The sequence below is a fragment of the Kribbella sp. NPDC050241 genome (assembly GCF_044459685.1).
Taxonomy (GTDB): Bacteria; Actinomycetota; Actinomycetes; order Propionibacteriales; family Kribbellaceae; genus Kribbella.
In genome coordinates, this window is sequence record NZ_JBITJE010000014.1 from 83,632 (window position 1) to 97,901 (window position 14,270).

Consider the following 14,270-nt stretch of genomic DNA (forward strand, 5'->3'; position numbering starts at 1 on the left):
TCACCCGTCATACATCGCTGGAGCCGGTCAACAGCAGCACGACACCGATCACCGCCGCGACGATCAGTACCACGCACGCCACGGCCTCGGCCCGGTTGAACGCACGCAGGCCTTCCTCGCGGCGAGCCAGGAGATACAACAGGGTCCCCGGCGCGTACACGATCGAGGCGAGCAGGAGGTACTTCGGGCCCGCGGCGTACAGCATGAAGATCGAGTAGAGGACCGCGACGGCTGCGATCGCCCGTTGTTTGCGTCGCTCCGGTTCGTCGGCCGCTGTGTAGGTCTCCCTGGTGATGGTCAGCTTGAGCGCGTACGCCGCCGCCAGCAGGTAGGGCACCAACGACAGCGCGGTATCGAGCTTCAGCATGAAGTCCAGCGCGTCGTTGACGAACAGGACCAGAACGAGCACCAACTGAACGGCGAGGGTCGTGGTGAGCAGGGCGGCGATCGGGGTCGCGTGCACGTTGTCACGGGTCAGGAACCTCGGCATCACCCCACCGCGCGCCGGCATGTAGAGAACCTCCGCGTTGATCAACGTCCACGCCAGGTACGCGCCCTGGACGGAGATGATCACGCCGACGCTGATGAACGTCGATCCCCACGATCCGACCACGGATTCGAGTACGCCGCCCATCGACGGCTGCTTGGCCTTCGCCAGGTCGGCTTGCGGCAGTACGCTGTACGAGAGCAGCGTCACCGACGCGAACACGGCCAGCACGCTGAGAAACCCCAGCACCGTCGCTCGCCCGACGTCCTCACGACGACGGGCGAAGCGCGAGTAGACGCTCGCCCCCTCGATCCCGAGGAACACGAACGTGGTGACCAGCATCGTCTGTTTGACCTGGTCGAACACCGCGCCGACCGACCGCTCGTCACCGCCCCAGAAGTTGTCCGCGAACGTCCCCGCTTCGAAGGCCACGGCCACGATCACGATGAAGGTGAGGATCGGCACGAGCTTGGCGATCGTGACGATCCGGTTGACGACGGTCGCCTGCCGTACGCCGCGCGCGATCAGGAAGTGGAACAACCACACGAGCGCCGACGCCAGTACGACGGCGAGAAAGGTGTTTCCTTGCCCCAGGCCCGGAAAGAAGGTGCCGAGCGTGGTCATCGTGAAGACCATGAAGAAGACGTTGCCCGCCACGTTGCTGGCCCAGTAGCCGAAGGCCGCATTGAACCCGGCATACGCGCCGAACCCGGTCTTCGCGTAGATGTACACACCGCTGTCCAGGTCCGGCCGGCGTACGGCGAGCGACTGAAAGACCAGGCCCAGCATGAGCATGCCCGTGCCGGCGATGATCCACGCGATGACGGCACCCAGTACGCCGGTCGCCTCGCCGAACTCGCCGGGGAGCGTGAAGACTCCACCACCGACCATCGAACCGACGACCATGCCGGTCAGGGTGAGGACCGAGACCTTCTGGACAGCGCTTGCGTGGCGGGTGGTCACAACGGCCTCACGCCCTACCCGCTTGGCCGGACGAGCGGGAACAGGATGGTGTCGCGGATCGAGAGCCCGGTCAGGTTCATGACGAGGCGGTCGATCCCCATCCCCATCCCACCGGTCGGCGGCATGCCGTACTCCAGTGCCTCGAGGAAGTCCTCGTCGACCTGCATGGCTTCCGGATCGCCGGCAACGGCCAGCAAGGACTGGGCGACGAGTCGCGCGCGCTGGTCCACCGGATCGACCAGCTCGGAGTACGCCGTACCCTGTTCAGCCGCGAAGATCACCAGGTCCCACTTCTCCGCCAGCCGTGGGTCCGACCGGTGCGGCCGCGTCAGTGGCGCGTTCTCCTTCGGGAAGTCCTTGTAGAACACAGGTGTCGTCGTGGTGCGTTCACACAGCTCTTCGTAGATCTCTTCGAGCAGGGGTCCCCAGGTGGTGTCGCCGGCGTACTCCAGTCCGAGTTTGTCCGCGTGTCCGCGCAGCGCCTCGATCGGTGTGTCCGCGGTGACTTCCTCGCCGAGTGCCTCCGACACCGCCTCGCAGATGCTCTTGACCGGCCAGTCCCCGGACAGGTCGTACTCGACCGTCTTCCCGTTCGCATCGGTACGGCGTGCGAGCGGCGAGCCGTACACGGCGGTGGCAGCCTCCTGGATGATCTCCTGGGTCAGGATCCGCATCGTGTTGTAGTCGCCGTACGTCTCGTAGACCTCCAGCGATGTGAACTCCGGATTGTGCTTGAAATCCACGCCCTCGTTGCGGAACTGCCGGCCCACCTCGAAGACCTTCTCCATTCCGCCGACCAGCAGTCGTTTCAGGTGCAGTTCCGTGGCGATCCGCAAATACAGATCGAGGTCGTAGGCATTGATGTGGGTCTCGAACGGACGGGCGTTCGCGCCGCCGTGGATCGACTGCAGGACGGGAGTCTCCACCTCGGTGAATCCACGCGCATGCAGGGATTCACGCACACTCCGTACGACGGTCGCCCGCGTGTACGCGATGTCGCGAGCGTCCGGACGAACGATCAGGTCGACATAGCGAGCCCGGATCCGTGCCTCCGGATCGACCATTCCCTTGAACTTGTCCGGAAGCGGGCGGACCGCCTTGCACGTCAGTTGAAGGGACTCGGCGCGCACCGAGAGCTCGCCGCGCAAGGTCGTGATCACTTCGCCGGTGACGCCGACATGGTCTCCGAGGTCGATCTCGTGACGCCAGAAGCCGAAGGTCTCCTGGCCGACGGCGGCGAGGTCGACCATGAGTTGCAGGTCGCCGCTTCCGTCGCGCAGCTTGGCGAAACCCAACCGTCCGTGGTCGCGTTTGAGCATGACTCGGCCCGCCACCGATACCCGGGTACCCGTCGACGTTCCCGGCGGAAGCACTCCGGCCTCGGCCTTGACCTCAGCCATCGTGTGCGTCCGCGGGTACGTCACCGGATAGGGATCGACGCCACTGGCCCGGATCCGCTCGAGCTTCTCCCGCCGTACCCGCACCTGTTCGGGCAGCTTCTGCAAAGACATCGCCTCGGCCAGCGGATCCGGCGGGGCGGGGATCAGGGCGGCGACCGCGGCGGCGTGGTCGGCGTCGGCGGTGTCCAGAGTGGTCTCGCCGTTCTGCGCGGACTTGCCCCGCAGCATCGAGAGGCTAGGACGAGTGAGGAACCCTTCCGCACTGCCCGCGGCCGTTCCCACCCGTGGCAGGTCCGACGTGTACTCGAAGCACATGAATCGTGGCTGCCAGACCGGGAGGTACTTGGCGTTGGAGCGGTACAGCGACTCCAGTTGCCAGTTGCGGCTCGCCAGCAGGAGCGCATGACGCCACAGCCGGGCGACCGGGCCGGCTCCGAGCTCCTCGCCTCGCTCGAACGCCTCCCGGAACATCGCGAAGTTGAGCGACAGCCGGCCGATGCCGAGCGCGGCGCCCAGCTCGGCGAGGCCTGTCACCATCAGTTCCACCAGGCCGTTGTCGGCGGACGGGTCGCGACGCATCAAGTCGAGCGAGAGCCCGGTCCGGCCCCACGGAACGAAGCTGAGGAATCCGCGCAGGTTCCCGTCCGCGTCATCCGTACGCACCAGAACGCAGTCACCGTCGAGTGAGTCCTCCAGACGGCCGAGCGCCATCGAGAACCCCCGCTCGTCCCCGCCGTCGCCGCGCCACGAGCCTGCCGCGACACTGAGGGCCGCGAACTCGTCGGCGCTCAGAGCCGAATGACGCATGACCCTCGTGGTGTAGCCGCGACGCTGCAAACGGGACACCGACTGCCGAACCGCCTTCATGCCCGGCCCGTTCAGCGAGAACGTCCGCAGGTCGAGGACCGCCTCGTCGCCGATCTCGTACGCCGTCAGCCCGGCCTCTGCGAACGCGGCTGCACCCTCTTCGCCCGCGCCCATCACCGCCAGCGACAGGCCGTTCGACCTCGCGTCCTCGCGCCACCGCGCGATGGCCGCCGGCCAGTGCTCGGGGTCGCCGACCGGGTTCCCGCTGCCGAGGCTGACAGATCCGATCGCGCGATACGACACACCCGCCCGGGCCGAGGCCGGACTGCCGGTGTCCCAGATGACCGACTTGTCCCGGCGAGTCGCGAAGTACCCGAGCGAGTCGGTGTCGCCGAAGTCCCGCAGCAGCGTGCGGATCCTGGCCTCGTCGGCGACGTCCAGCGTCCGGGTCTGCTTGGGCGCCCGGAACAACAATTGCGCAGAGATCAGTACGACGGATGCGCCCGAGATCCCGATCACCGCGTGCACCCAGAACGGTGAGGTCACCACTTCGTCGGGAGCCGCCCAGCCGACATCGGTCAGCATCTCGACGAAGACGTACTGCGCCGCGGTCGCGAAGTTGCTCGCGTCGCCGAACCGGTGGACCAAGGCGGCGCCGCCGAACAGCACGACCGCGCCGCCCACCAGAAACGAGACGATCGCCAGCAGCAGGCTGCCCGGCACCCGTCTGGCCGCGAATTGGGGCCGGGCGCGCCACGCGATGACGAGCACTCCGGCGATCAGAACGAAGCCGGCGATCTGGATCAGCGAGCCGCCGTCGAGCAGAGAGGCGATCCTCGCGAGCTCCGGGAGGATCAGCCACCACAGCACCAGGAGCCACCACGCGGCGCGCAGCCTGCGTCGCAGTGCGACACCCATCGCTGTGAGTAATGCGGCATAAACGAGGCTCGGCACAATGGGAATCGTGAGCATCGAAACGATGTCTTCTTCCCGTGCGAAATAATTCCGCCACGGCGGTACCAGCGCCACAATTGCGGCCAGCGCGGCGAATACGAACATCGCGGCGGCGAAACGGTCCGGCCAGCGGTCGTCGAGCGGTTTGAGAACACCAACCGAGCGAGTCCGGGCACGCGATTCTGCTGGCAGCGCAGCAGTATCCACCGTTGTGCTCATCGCCCACCCCTGTGCAACGCAGCAATGCAACAGTGCGCATCGCTTCCCCGGTCACGACGGTACACGAGACCGTTGGTGACGTATACCTACCCGAACGACCTCGCCCGAGCACGTTTGGTGACGGTGCTTTAGTCGAACGTATTGACCTGCGGAATTCCGGCGTAGCCTCGGCACATGATCGCCGGTCTGCTCGGAGCCTTTGCAGCAGCCGTTTGCTACGGCGTGGCATCGGTACTGCAGGCAGTCGCCGCACGCCGTACCGAGACCGTGGAGGGCCTCGATCCGCGGCTGGCGATCCGGCTGTTCCGCTCCTGGCCGTACCTGCTGGGAACCGGGCTCGACGCCTTCGCGTTCCTGCTGTCCATCGCGGCGCTCAGATCGCTGCCGCTGTTCGTTGTGCAGTCGATCGTGGCGAGTTTCCTGGCGGTCACCGCGGTTCTCGGCGCGATCTTCCTGCACATGCCGCTGAACCGCTCCGACTGGATCGCCCTGCTGGTTGTCCTCACCGGACTGGTGCTGGTCGGCCTGTCCGCGGCGGAGGACCGTGCGGTCTCGGTCAGCGAGGCGGAACGTTGGGGCGTGCTGGTGGCGGCCGTCGTACTCGGAGTTCTGGCGGTGCCACTGGCCCAGATCAAGGGCCCCCCGGGTGCCGCCGCCCTCGGCGCGCTGGCCGGCCTTGCCTTCGGGGCGGTTGCGGTGGCCGCCCGGGTGCTGCCCGGCTCGCTCCATCTCGACACGTTCTTCAGCGATCTCGGCACGCTGTTCACCGATCCGTCGATCTATGCGCTGCTCCTGGCGGGCGGGGTCGCGCTCCTCACGTATTCGACGGCCCTGCAACGCGGCAGCGTGACGCAGGCGACGGCGCCGCTGGTCGTCGGTGAGACGGTCGCACCCGCCCTGGTCGGCCTGATCATGCTGGGCGACATGCCCAGGCCGGGCTGGGGGTGGGTCGCGACACTGGGATTCGTCCTCGCCGTGGGCGGCGCAATCAGCCTGTCGAGGAACGGTGACCTCGCCCAACACGAGCCCCAGAGGCTAGCCGGTGAGGGCGCGGACGCCTAGGTGCCCGGCGATCGAGTCGTAGCGCTCGGCGTAGAGGGTGGTGCAGCGGGAGGACGCGCAGCCGGATCCGGCGAAGGTGATGCCGCGGATGGTGGCGGTCGTGCGGCCGGGCGCGGTGTAGACCGGGCCGCCGGAGTCGCCGCCGATGATCGCGATCTGGCCGCCTCGCGTGGCGCGGATGACGTACGTCGTGCAGCCGTCGGTGTCGCAGTACTTCGCCGACTTCGAGATGACTCTGAGGCCGCACAGCGACGTACTGAAGCTGCCGGACTGGCAGACGGCCGTGCCGACACCGGGGTCGGCGCCGCCGGTGACAGTTCGGGTGTCGACCGGGTCGCCGGGGCCGTCGGTCCAGATCTTCGGGCCGTACGTGCTGCCGGTCAGTAAGGACTGGTCGTAGTCGGGGTAGTTCGTCCGCACGGACGTGGTGCCGTAGTAGTTGCTGCCCGACTTCCAGACCGTGCCAACGCCGCCGCAGTGGCCGGCGGTGACCGAGCCGCGTTGCCCGTTGGAGCGTCGTACGACGGAGAAACCGGCCGAGCAGTTCTTGAGGGCCGACGTGATCCGGGCACCGCCCCAGTGGCCGCCGTTCGGCGTGTCACTCAGCCGGGTCGTTCGCTCCAGCGAGCTGGCGACTGCCTGTACGCCGTTCAGTCCGCGCAAGCCGTCGAGTGACGCGGGGGAGGAGCTGGCCTCGTCGTACTCCACGACGATGTCCTCGGTGACCGGATCCAGGTCGGCGGCGAACGTCGTACGGCTCGCATCGGAGGACCAGGAGCGGGCGCCGACCGCGTTCCAGGCGTCGGAGATCGCGCGGACCGAGCGGCAGCTGCGCTCGAGGCCGACCATCTCCTGGCCGGCCGTGGGGACACTGCGGGCGATCGCGGCCTGGTACTTCTTCGAGTCCAGCACCGAACTGTCGACCACAACCTTGTAGCCGGTCGTGGCGGAGCCGACCACGCCGATGACGCCGGCGCCCAGCCCGTACGGCAGCCCTGACGTTGGCCGGCCGGTGGCGTCCAGAGGCTCCAGGGACTGCACGGCGACCGAGATGCCGTCACCGAGCGCCTCGCCGAGCGGGCGGGCATCGGTCGACGACGTCGGCTGCGCCAAGCGCTTGGACTGGACCGAACTCGCGCTCGGCTGAGCGTGCGAGCACGCTGCCGCTGCGGTCACCGCATCAGGCGTGGCTGTCGCGGTGAGACCGACTGCGAGGAGTGAAACGGAGGCAAGCGCGAGCAGCGGGACGGTTGCTGTGAGTCGCACAGAGCTCCCCAATCGGTGGACGGCTCCGTAAATCGTCCAGTCCGGGACTCCGTTCAGTCAATAGCCGATCACCGTCCGCAAGCAATTTCGACTACCGTGCGCGAGCGTAACTCGCAAGTTGACGCCCGTCGGTGGCGAAGAACCGGAGCGTGTCGGCGTCCAGGGCGACCCGCTTGGCCGTCTTCAGTACGCCGGTGTGCGGCACGTTCTCGCAGCCGACCATGCGCTGCGGACCGACCGTGGCGGTGAACTCGCCGCGTTGACCGATCGTGTACGTCCCCTGGAGGCCGTTGCAGCCGTCGGACCCGTTCCAGGTCCCGTCCGGCAGCAGCACGAGCACCGGATCCTCGGGTCGCGCCGCCTTCAGCGTCTTCAGTCCGTCCATCTCAACCGCTCGCCAGGTCCCGGCCACGGTCTGGGGCGAGAGCTGGACTTTCGCGGCTGGCGTCGCCGAGGCGGTGCCGGCCGCGACCGGCGACTGCGAAGGCGCGTCCCGGCCGGCCAGATTGAACCCGACGACAGCGATCGCGGCCACCGCGACGGCGGCGGCTCCGGAGGCGATCCAGGTACGGCGCTGGGCCTGCCGGGCGCCGGTGGTGGCCCGCTCGGTCAGGTCGGTGACCGGCGGCACCGAGGCCGCGGCACGGTCGAGGGTTGCCCGCAGGTCATCCTCGAGATCGGTGTTGCTCACGACAACCTCTCATCAACACGGTGGGACTGCCTGGTCCGTCGCAGCGTGGCCAGCGCTCGGCTGGCGGTCGCGCGGACGGAGGACGGTTTGATGCCGAGCAGGTCGGCGATCGTGTGGTCGTCCAGGTCCTGGTAGTAGCGCAGGACCAGCACGACCCTCTCCCGGGCCGACAACGTGGCCAGCGAGCGCCAGAGGTCGTCGGAGTTCACGATGCCGGTGGCGGGGTCGGGCACTGTGCGCTCTGCGTCGATCTCGGCCGTCGGCGCCTCGGTGAACGAGCGCCGCCGCGTCATCGACAGGTACGCGTTGATCAGGATCCGCCGGACGTAGTTGTGCGGATCGTCCGCCGTCCGCACCTTGCGCCAGGCCCGGAACGCCTGCATCAGCGCGATCTGCGCCAGATCCTCCGCTCGCTGGTAGTCGCCGGAAACGGTGAAACCGAGCCGCACCAGTTCCTGTCCGCGGGCGGACACGTACTCCTCGAACTCCACTCGCCGCTCCCTGGCCGGGCGTACAACACCTCACACCTATTAGACGCATCGAGTGGCTCAGGGTGCTGCAACCATTCACACACAGTTGGATCTCACCGCGGCTGCTGGACTAGACCGCCTAGTCCAGCAGGAACTTGCGGGCCTCATCCTGCCCGCGCGGATCGCGCTGCACACCGTGCCCACTACCCGGTACGACGACCAGCCGCGCCGAGCGTGCATTCGCCTGCTCCCATCGAGCCCACTCCACCGGACAGAACAGGTCGTTGCTGCCTTGGAGGATCAGTGTGCGCGGCAACAACTCCTGCGCCTTCGGGTACGTCGACGTCCGCGCGGCCGGCCAGCGCAGGCAGCCCTGGATCATCTGCTGTTCGCGTACGGTGCGCAGGTCGTACGGATACAGCTGCTTCGGATCCAGACGGCGTAGAGCTGTCTCGAGTGCTTGGCCGCGCGCGGACTGGCCGCGGGCGGACTGGCCGGTCCAGGGGAAGCGCAGGTCCGAGCAGAGCGTGGCCATGTGCAGTCCGGCGGACAACGTGTCGTAGGAGAGACCACTGCTGGTCGCCTGCTGGAGGAACTCCTTCAAGCCGGCATCGTCGCCGTTGCGGGCGGCGTGCAGGATCGCTGGGATGCCCTTCAGCGATGGGTTCACTGTGTTGAGGCTGGAGACGGACAAGCTCTCCATCACGTCGGTGCCACTCACCCCGTGTTGCACCAACCAGGCGAGGTCGGCGACGGGATCCGTCGTACAAGCAGGGTCTTGGCGGCATGCGGCCTTCAGGACCGTACCGGTTGTCGCCATCAGGTCGACGGCGAGCGGGTCGAAGCCTTTGTGCGGGACGATCGAGTCCAGCACGAGCGATTGCACGCGGTCCGGGTACTTCAGTCCGTACTGCGCCGCCGTGAAGCTCCCGTACGACGTACCGTCCAGCGTCAGGCGGTCGGCGTCGAGGTGCTGCCGGAGCAGCTCGATGTCCTCGACGGTGTCCGGCGTGCCGTAGTGCCCGAGTCCAGGTCCGATCCGCTGCGCGCACTCGTCCACAGCCTCGGCGGGTGGTGTCAGGAAGTCCGAGCCGCCCACAGCTCTTTGCAGAGAAGGGCAATTGAGGCCAGGCGTGCCCGTGCCGCGCTGGTCGAACATGACCAGCCTGTACTCGCGTAACACCTCGGGAGCGAGGTACGCACGGACGCGAGCCAGGAGTGGGACACCCGGTTGGCCGGGGCCGCCGGTGAGCATCAGGAGCACGCCACGCGGTGCGTCTACATTGTCCGCGGCCGCCACGGCCAGGTCGAGCGACGGACCGTCCGGCCGTTGATGGTCCAGCGGTACGCGGAGCGTCGTACACGTGAAGCCGGAAACCCCTGCGCATGAAGGGGTTTCCGACGAGCAGGCCGTGCACACGAGTAGCAGCGCGCACAGCAGTCGTAGCAGTCGCATGTACCCCTCCCGGAACGAACAGAGTGCAGGTTCGGGAGGGCGCTGACAAGCCGCCGCTGCCTGCCTTGCGGGTCGGCCCCAGGGAGGGACCCGCAAGGCAGGCGCGGTTGACCCCGGTCCGGACGGCTTCGGGGTGCACGTCCGGCGCAGGGTCAGCGCAGGCCGAGCGACTTGATCAGCTCGGGTGTCACCTGGCGTGGAGCCGGCAGCACGCCCGGCTTGCCCTGGCCCTCCAAGGAGGTCGCCACCAGGCGGCGGCAGCCGAAGGCTTCCGCGGTGTAGGAGAGGACGCCGCGGTCGTTGTCGGTGAACCGCAGGACGTAGGTCGGGCCGAGTTCCTTCGTGCAGAAGGCCGGCTTCTTGGCAACGGGCTTCGGTGCGTTCACCAGGGCGAACAGGCCGGTCGCCTGCTTGGCTGTGCGTTGGGTGGTGCCGGTCGCATAGGCCTGCCCGGACGCCTGCGCGTCGTACTGGCAGATCGTCACGCTGACCGGCTGGAACACTGACGTCGCCACGCCCTTGCCCCACACGACCTTGTCGGCGGCCGCGCGGACGGCTGCGATCGTGTCGGGGCAGTCGGTGCTGGGTGTGCCGCTGGAAGTGGGCGACGGGGTTGGGCTGCCGGGGGTGGTCGGCGTATCGCTGGGCTGGGCGGCGGGCGGGGACGTGGAGCTCTCGTCACCGCAGGCGGCGGTGATGCCGAGTACAGCCACGACAAGCGTCGCACCGATCAGGCCCCGTGTCCGTAATGCACTCACGACTCGGTCCTTCCGGGTTGGCAAGGTCACCCATGATGGTCGACCGGCGTCACGTCATGCGTGCCGGGACATCACGGCGGCGCGTCGTTCCGGTCACGCCGCCGGATCGTTCGGCAACCGAGGCAGAGCTGTAACGTGCACGCGCTGGTCGCCCGTCCCACGCTGCGATGGGGGCCTGAACCGTTGTCACTACGGATCCCCGGAATTCCAGGGGCGGGGGTGCGCAGGCCCGGTAATCTTGGGAGCATGACGAGCCCGTACGAAGACGACGAGCCGCTGCTGCCGGACCAGACCCGTGATGACGACCCGCGCACCTGGGGCGACAACGACTTCAGCAGCGACGACGACGAGCGCATCCTCCGCGAGGTCCCGCCCCACCACGAATGAACACCGTCCTGCTGATCCACGGCGGCCTGTGGGATGCCATGGACGCGAAAGCCTTCTGGGGTACGACGGGAGTCGTCGACGGACTGGCCTCGCACGGGGTGACCGTGCTCGCGCCGGACCGTTTGAAGCGGCCGAGTGGATGGGACGCCGAGGTCACGGCGCTGGGTGAACATCTCCGGAACCTCCGATCGCCGCCGGGGGACAGCGGACTGACGATCGTTGGAGCATCCAACGGATGTCCGGTCGCGGCCCGGCTCGCGATGGAACATCCGGACCTCGTCGAGCGACTGCTGCTGGCCTGGCCGGCCACCAGCGGAGATGCGGCTGTAGATGCGCGTACACGTGCTGGGCTGATCGAGTTCGGCTGCCCTCCTGAGGTCGTGGACGGATTGCTGGCCGGTGAGACCCTGCGCGGTGTGACCGACGCCGAGCTCACCGGGCTGGCCCGAATCCCGGTGGCGGTGCTTCCGTCGGTACCGGAGAATCCGTCGCATCAGCGCAAGACGGTCGACGCATTGCTGCGGTTGATCCAGGGGAGTCGTGAGCTGGCCGGTAGCGCGGAACCACCGCTGCCCACCTTCCCGGCGTACCTGGACCAACTGGTGCGAACGATCGTGGAGTTCGTGAACTGAGGGGACGGGCGTGGAGCTTCGGGGGTTCACCAGCGGGTACGACGGTCTGGTCGCGAGCTGGGCCGTGGATGCGAACGAAGTGGGATTGCTGTCCGGGCGGGCCGAGTACCCGTTCCCGGCGGAGTTGACGGCGAGTTGGCGCAAGGACGACGACCCGGATATCGAGTCGTACTTGCTCTTCGACGGGGAACGACCGGTCGGCTACGGGGAGGTCTGGCTCGACGAGGAGGAGGACGAGGTCGAGCTGGCGCGGATCATCGTGGACCCGGAGGTCCGCGGTCGGGGGATCGGGGCGGAGCTGGTGCGGGCGTTGCTCGGACCGGCCGGTAAAGCCGGGTACTCCGAGGTGTTCCTGCGGGTGCGGCCGGAGAACGCGATCGCGATCGCGACCTACCAGCGGTCGGGATTCGTGGACGTGCCGGCGGGCTTGATGGACGAGTGGAACGCGGATCAGCCGGTGGCCTACCGCTGGATGCGGCACGCCGGGGACTGACGTCCGGGGAGAAGGTAGGCGCCTGGCGAGCTCAGGGGCTGAGGTTTGTGCGCCTACCCGCTCCTGCAGAGATCAGACCGAACGGGAACGCAGCAGGTCGCGGATCTCGGTCAGCAGCTCCTGCTCGGTGGTGAGCGGGTCCGGCTCCGGCTCCTGACCGCGGGCCCGGCGCTCGGCCAGCTTGTTCAGCGGCATCACGATGACGAAGTACACGGCCGCGGCGACGCACAGGAAGTTGAGTCCCGCCTGCAGGATCGCGCCGATCGAGAACTCCGCGTTGTTGATGGTGAACGTCAAGACGCCGCTGATGTCCGGCTTGCCGAAGATGGCGGCGATCAGCGGGTTGATCAGGTTGTTCACGACCGAGCTGACGACCAGGCCGAACGCGGCGCCGATGACGACGGCGACCGCGAGGTCGACGACGTTTCCGCGCATGACGAATTCCTTGAAGCCCTTGAGCATATGGGTGCCTCCACGAAGCAGGTGATGTACCCGAGACAAGGTAGGACCGCACAGCCGCGAGGGCGAGGGAGCGCGCCGGGGCAGCCACGCTTCGTGCCGGCACCTGTCTGATTGGTGATCAGCTGGTGTCGGGTGTCAGCGCGACCGTGATGCGGGAATTGGTTGTGGCCTGGGCCAGTCTGGTCGCGACGTCCGATGTGGTGGCGACGACGATGAGAGCGCCGGAGGACGTCGTCCGCGGACTCGGCAGCGCGACCACTCGCACCGCTCGAGCGAGCAGATCCGCGGACTCGGCTGCACTGCTCGTCGCGGCGTACAGGTTCAGGCGATCGCCGACGCGGAGGAGTGCGGTGATGTCGGGGTCGTCGATGCGGAACGGGTAGGCCAGCGATCCCGGTGGGACCGAAACAGGACCGAGGAAGCGTGCGTCGGTCAACGGCTCACCGGATCTGACCGGTCCGCTCAGAACGCGCGCGGTCAGATCCGTGCCGGGTTGGAGCGCACCGTCGGGCACGGCGCCGACGGGCAGGTCGAGTGTTCGGAGATCACCGTCGGATGGGACGGTTCCGCCGGGGAGGTCGCGCGCAGCGGCCAGCACGGCGACGGTCGGCGGTGGTGGAGGGGACAGGGCGACGAGGCCGAAGTACACAGCGGCCGCGGCAGCCGCGCCGGCGAGAAGCCGGCGATGCCACCGAGCGGCACGCAGCAGGTCACGAAGGAGCGAAGGGAGTCTCATGCCGGAGAAGGTACGAGTTTCGCCGACTGCCGCCCTTCAGTTATCCACAGGCAGCAGGTCAGGCCGCGCTGGTACTCGTCGAGGACGAGGACGACGAACCACCAGACGAGCCGTTGGACGACGACGAGCTGCCGGAGGACGAGGAGCCACCCGACGACGAGGAGCTCGACTCCGACGAGGAGGACGAAGACGAGGACGACGAGGAGGCCGCCGAGGACTCGGACTTGGCCGGCACGGTGGTCTTGCCCGACGAGCGGCTGTCGTTGCGGTAGAAGCCGGAACCCTTGAAAACGACACCGACGGCGTTGAAGACCTTCCGCAGCGTGCCCTGGCACGCCGGGCAGACGGTCAGCGCGTCGTCCGTGAAGCTCTGTCGCACCTCGAGCGCCTCACCACAGTCGGTGCACTGGTACTGATACGTCGGCACGTTCGGTTCCCTTCAGGCCGCTGGCACTCCTACTACTCGACTGCTAATAATGCGCCAGCGGCCCGAAGTATTCCAACTCAGGCCTGTCGGCGGACCGTGAAGTTCCAGCAGCCGGCGATCACGTTGCGCACCTGAACGGTGTCCACCGCCGGGTCGTCGAACAGCTGTTTGAGCTCGACCTCACCGGTTCCCGCCGCGGCCAGCACCCCGTCGAGCATCTGCCCCGAGGCGTCGTACGGGCGCAACACCGACCGCCGGTCCCGGAAGTCGGCCGGGTAGCCGTCGGACGCGGGACCCGCGCAGTCGGACAGGTGGACGAAGACCGGTCCGACCTCGGCGTACGGTCCGCCGGCCGTCATCGGCCGGTGCGAGACCAGCGCGATCCGGTCGCCGGCCGGAGCGATCGTGAGGCAGCACCGCAGCGGTTCGCCACCGCCGGAGGTCAGCGGAACGATCGGATTGCCGAAGTCGTCGTGGTCGTTACAGCGGATGCGGTCCAGGTCGGCGGCCGGGACGGCGACGTATTCCAACTCTGTGTTCATGGCGATGGAACGCAGAGCAACGCAAAGTTGTGAGGGACCCCATTTGGGGTGGACGGCG

15 protein-coding genes are annotated in these 14,270 nt (G+C 67.9%); 4 read left to right on the plus strand and 11 right to left on the minus strand.

What is annotated here, in order from left to right; all coding sequences use genetic code 11:
- Window positions 1-7: 7 nt before the first annotated feature.
- Together ACIBG5_RS38740 and lysX are read right to left on the minus strand one after the other, a co-directional pair.
- Window positions 8-1,450, minus strand: a complete 1,443-nt coding sequence (locus tag ACIBG5_RS38740; RefSeq protein ID WP_396396847.1) for a basic amino acid/polyamine antiporter — start codon at window positions 1,448-1,450, stop codon at window positions 8-10.
- A 14-nt stretch (window positions 1,451-1,464) separates the two neighbouring features.
- Window positions 1,465-4,830, minus strand: a complete 3,366-nt coding sequence (lysX, locus tag ACIBG5_RS38745; RefSeq protein ID WP_396396849.1) for a bifunctional lysylphosphatidylglycerol synthetase/lysine--tRNA ligase LysX — start codon at window positions 4,828-4,830, stop codon at window positions 1,465-1,467.
- A 174-nt stretch (window positions 4,831-5,004) separates the two neighbouring features.
- On the opposite strand from lysX, the gene ACIBG5_RS38750 reads away from it, so the two are divergent.
- Entirely contained in the window at window positions 5,005-5,892 is an 888-nt protein-coding gene (locus tag ACIBG5_RS38750; protein ID WP_396396851.1) for a hypothetical protein, read from the plus strand.
- On the opposite strand, the gene ACIBG5_RS38755 is transcribed toward ACIBG5_RS38750, so the two are convergent.
- The 5 genes from ACIBG5_RS38755 to ACIBG5_RS38775 all read right to left on the minus strand — a co-directional run bounded on the left by ACIBG5_RS38755 (window position 5,866) and on the right by ACIBG5_RS38775 (window position 10,533).
- On the minus strand, window positions 5,866-7,158 hold the full coding sequence (locus tag ACIBG5_RS38755) for a hypothetical protein (protein ID WP_396396853.1): 1,293 nt from the start codon (window positions 7,156-7,158) through the stop codon (window positions 5,866-5,868). The two genes, ACIBG5_RS38750 and ACIBG5_RS38755, sit on opposite strands and share 27 nt — an antisense overlap.
- Before the next feature lie 91 nt (window positions 7,159-7,249).
- Window positions 7,250-7,849 (minus strand): META domain-containing protein, encoded by a 600-nt coding sequence (locus ACIBG5_RS38760; protein WP_396396854.1) that lies wholly within the window; start codon window positions 7,847-7,849, stop codon window positions 7,250-7,252.
- Complete coding sequence (locus tag ACIBG5_RS38765) at window positions 7,846-8,340, minus strand: SigE family RNA polymerase sigma factor (protein WP_396396856.1); 495 nt, start codon at window positions 8,338-8,340, stop codon at window positions 7,846-7,848. Before ACIBG5_RS38765 ends, ACIBG5_RS38760 begins: the two co-directional genes overlap by 4 nt.
- 118 nt (window positions 8,341-8,458) lie before the next feature.
- On the minus strand, window positions 8,459-9,775 hold the full coding sequence (locus ACIBG5_RS38770; RefSeq protein ID WP_396396858.1) for an alpha/beta fold hydrolase: 1,317 nt from the start codon (window positions 9,773-9,775) through the stop codon (window positions 8,459-8,461).
- A 152-nt stretch (window positions 9,776-9,927) separates the two neighbouring features.
- Window positions 9,928-10,533, minus strand: a complete 606-nt coding sequence (locus ACIBG5_RS38775; protein ID WP_396396860.1) for a hypothetical protein — start codon at window positions 10,531-10,533, stop codon at window positions 9,928-9,930.
- A gap of 246 nt (window positions 10,534-10,779) precedes the next feature.
- Here ACIBG5_RS38775 and ACIBG5_RS38780 point away from each other — a divergent pair, with 246 nt between their 5' ends.
- Genes ACIBG5_RS38780 through ACIBG5_RS38790 form a run of 3 tightly spaced genes read left to right on the plus strand, consistent with a single transcriptional unit; the run spans window position 10,780 to window position 12,045 of the window.
- Window positions 10,780-10,920 (plus strand): hypothetical protein, encoded by a 141-nt coding sequence (locus ACIBG5_RS38780; RefSeq protein ID WP_396396861.1) that lies wholly within the window; start codon window positions 10,780-10,782, stop codon window positions 10,918-10,920.
- Window positions 10,917-11,552 (plus strand): alpha/beta fold hydrolase, encoded by a 636-nt coding sequence (locus tag ACIBG5_RS38785; RefSeq protein WP_396396863.1) that lies wholly within the window; start codon window positions 10,917-10,919, stop codon window positions 11,550-11,552. Before ACIBG5_RS38780 ends, ACIBG5_RS38785 begins: the two co-directional genes overlap by 4 nt.
- 10 nt (window positions 11,553-11,562) lie before the next feature.
- Window positions 11,563-12,045: a GNAT family N-acetyltransferase gene (locus ACIBG5_RS38790; protein WP_396396865.1), complete on the plus strand. Its 483-nt coding sequence runs from the start codon at window positions 11,563-11,565 to the stop codon at window positions 12,043-12,045.
- A gap of 72 nt (window positions 12,046-12,117) precedes the next feature.
- Here the strand turns inward: ACIBG5_RS38790 and mscL are convergent, their stop codons facing one another.
- The 4 genes from mscL to ACIBG5_RS38810 form a co-directional block, all read right to left on the minus strand.
- Window positions 12,118-12,507 (minus strand): large conductance mechanosensitive channel protein MscL, encoded by a 390-nt coding sequence (mscL, locus tag ACIBG5_RS38795; protein ID WP_396396866.1) that lies wholly within the window; start codon window positions 12,505-12,507, stop codon window positions 12,118-12,120.
- A gap of 118 nt (window positions 12,508-12,625) precedes the next feature.
- Window positions 12,626-13,243 carry an SAF domain-containing protein gene (locus ACIBG5_RS38800; protein WP_396396868.1) on the minus strand — a complete coding sequence of 206 codons (618 nt, stop codon included), beginning with the start codon at window positions 13,241-13,243 and terminating at the stop codon, window positions 12,626-12,628.
- A 58-nt stretch (window positions 13,244-13,301) separates the two neighbouring features.
- Window positions 13,302-13,670 (minus strand): FmdB family zinc ribbon protein, encoded by a 369-nt coding sequence (locus ACIBG5_RS38805; RefSeq protein WP_396396870.1) that lies wholly within the window; start codon window positions 13,668-13,670, stop codon window positions 13,302-13,304.
- Window positions 13,671-13,747: 77 nt separating this feature from the next.
- A complete protein-coding gene (locus ACIBG5_RS38810; protein WP_396396872.1) occupies window positions 13,748-14,212 on the minus strand; it encodes a DUF1203 domain-containing protein in 465 nt (154 codons plus the stop codon).
- Window positions 14,213-14,270 lie beyond the last annotated feature (58 nt).

Excerpts from the sequence above, each read along its gene's own strand:
- ACIBG5_RS38800 (WP_396396868.1), bottom strand. The coding sequence starts at position 13,243 with ATGAGACTCCCTTCGCTCCTTCGTGACCTGCTGCGTGCCGCTCGGTGG.
- ACIBG5_RS38810 (WP_396396872.1), bottom strand. The coding sequence starts at position 14,212 with ATGAACACAGAGTTGGAATACGTCGCCGTCCCGGCCGCCGACCTGGAC.
- ACIBG5_RS38750 (WP_396396851.1), top strand. The coding sequence starts at position 5,005 with ATGATCGCCGGTCTGCTCGGAGCCTTTGCAGCAGCCGTTTGCTACGGC.
- mscL (WP_396396866.1), bottom strand. The coding sequence starts at position 12,507 with ATGCTCAAGGGCTTCAAGGAATTCGTCATGCGCGGAAACGTCGTCGAC.
- ACIBG5_RS38770 (WP_396396858.1), bottom strand. The coding sequence starts at position 9,775 with ATGCGACTGCTACGACTGCTGTGCGCGCTGCTACTCGTGTGCACGGCC.
- ACIBG5_RS38780 (WP_396396861.1), top strand. The coding sequence starts at position 10,780 with ATGACGAGCCCGTACGAAGACGACGAGCCGCTGCTGCCGGACCAGACC.
- lysX (WP_396396849.1), bottom strand. The coding sequence starts at position 4,830 with ATGAGCACAACGGTGGATACTGCTGCGCTGCCAGCAGAATCGCGTGCC.
- ACIBG5_RS38785 (WP_396396863.1), top strand. The coding sequence starts at position 10,917 with ATGAACACCGTCCTGCTGATCCACGGCGGCCTGTGGGATGCCATGGAC.